Genomic DNA, 1203 nt, shown 5'->3' on the forward strand with positions numbered 1-1203 from the left:
TCACTCCACGATTTTGGTAACGACTCCGGCGCCCACGGTCCTGCCGCCTTCCCTGATTGCGAAACGCAGCTGCTCTTCGAGCGCTACAGGCGCTATTAGCTCCACGTCCATGTTTATGTTATCGCCGGGCATTACCATCTCCACGCCCTCGGGAAGTATTATAGACCCCGTTACGTCCGTCGTCCTTAAATAAAACTGCGGCCTGTACCCAGGGAAGAACGGCGTATGCCTCCCCCCCTCTTCCTTCTTAAGAACGTACACTTCGGCCTTGAACTTCTTGTGCGGCGTTATGCTCCCGGGCTTCGCAAGAACCTGACCCCTCTCTACCTCGTCCTTGCCAACTCCCCTGAGAAGTACACCAACGTTATCCCCGGCCTGAGCGTCGTCCAGTATCTTCCTGAACATCTCGAGGCTCGTCGCTACGGTCTTCTTCGTAGGCCCAAACCCCACTATCTCAACCTCGTCCCCGGCCGTTATCCTTCCTCTCTCCACCCTGCCGGTCGTTACCGTCCCCCTTCCGGATATCGTAAACACGTCCTCTACGGCCATAATGAACGGCTTGTCCATGTCCCTTACGGGCTCGGGTACGTACTCGTCCACAGCCTTCATCAGGTCCAGTATCTGCTGCTCGGCACCGGGGTCGCCCTCAAGAGCCTTAAGCCCGCTCACCCTTACCACGGGAACGTCGTCCCCGGGGAACCCGTACTGGCTCAGAAGGTCCCTTACCTCAAGCTCTACGAGGTCCAAAAGCTCCTCGTCGTCCATCATGTCTACCTTGTTAAGGGCCACTACTATGTAAGGCACCCCAACCTGCCTCGCCAAAAGGATGTGCTCCCTCGTCTGCGGCATAGGTCCGTCCGGGGCGCTTACCACCAGTATCGCTCCGTCCATCTGCGCCGCCCCGGTGATCATGTTCTTTACATAGTCCGCGTGTCCGGGGCAGTCCACGTGCGCGTAGTGCCGCGTCGCCGTCTCGTATTCCACGTGCGATATGTTTATCGTTATACCACGCTCACGCTCTTCGGGCGCCTTGTCTATATCAGAAAACTCCACGTACTTCGCACCGCCCGTGTTACTCAACACCTTCGTGATCGCCGCCGTGAGCGTAGTCTTCCCGTGGTCCACGTGTCCTACCGTCCCTATGTTCAAGTGCGGCTTCTTCCGCGCAAATTTCTCCTTCGACATCTCGATACTACCTCCTTA

General features: G+C 57.4%; 1 protein-coding gene. It reads right to left on the reverse strand.

Annotated elements, in window-relative coordinates:
- Positions 1-1185, reverse strand: coding sequence for an elongation factor Tu (gene tuf, locus PKC29_15640; protein ID HML96837.1), 1185 nt, complete (start codon positions 1183-1185; stop codon positions 1-3).
- Between the last annotated feature and the right edge of the window lie 18 nt (positions 1186-1203).

This window comes from Thermodesulfobacteriota bacterium (assembly GCA_035325995.1).
GTDB lineage: Bacteria > Desulfobacterota_D > UBA1144 > Nemesobacterales > UBA2774 > JADLGH01.

Coding starts and splice junctions, on each gene's coding strand:
- tuf (HML96837.1), bottom strand. CDS start 1,185: ATGTCGAAGGAGAAATTTGCGCGGAAGAAGCCGCACTTGAACATAGGG.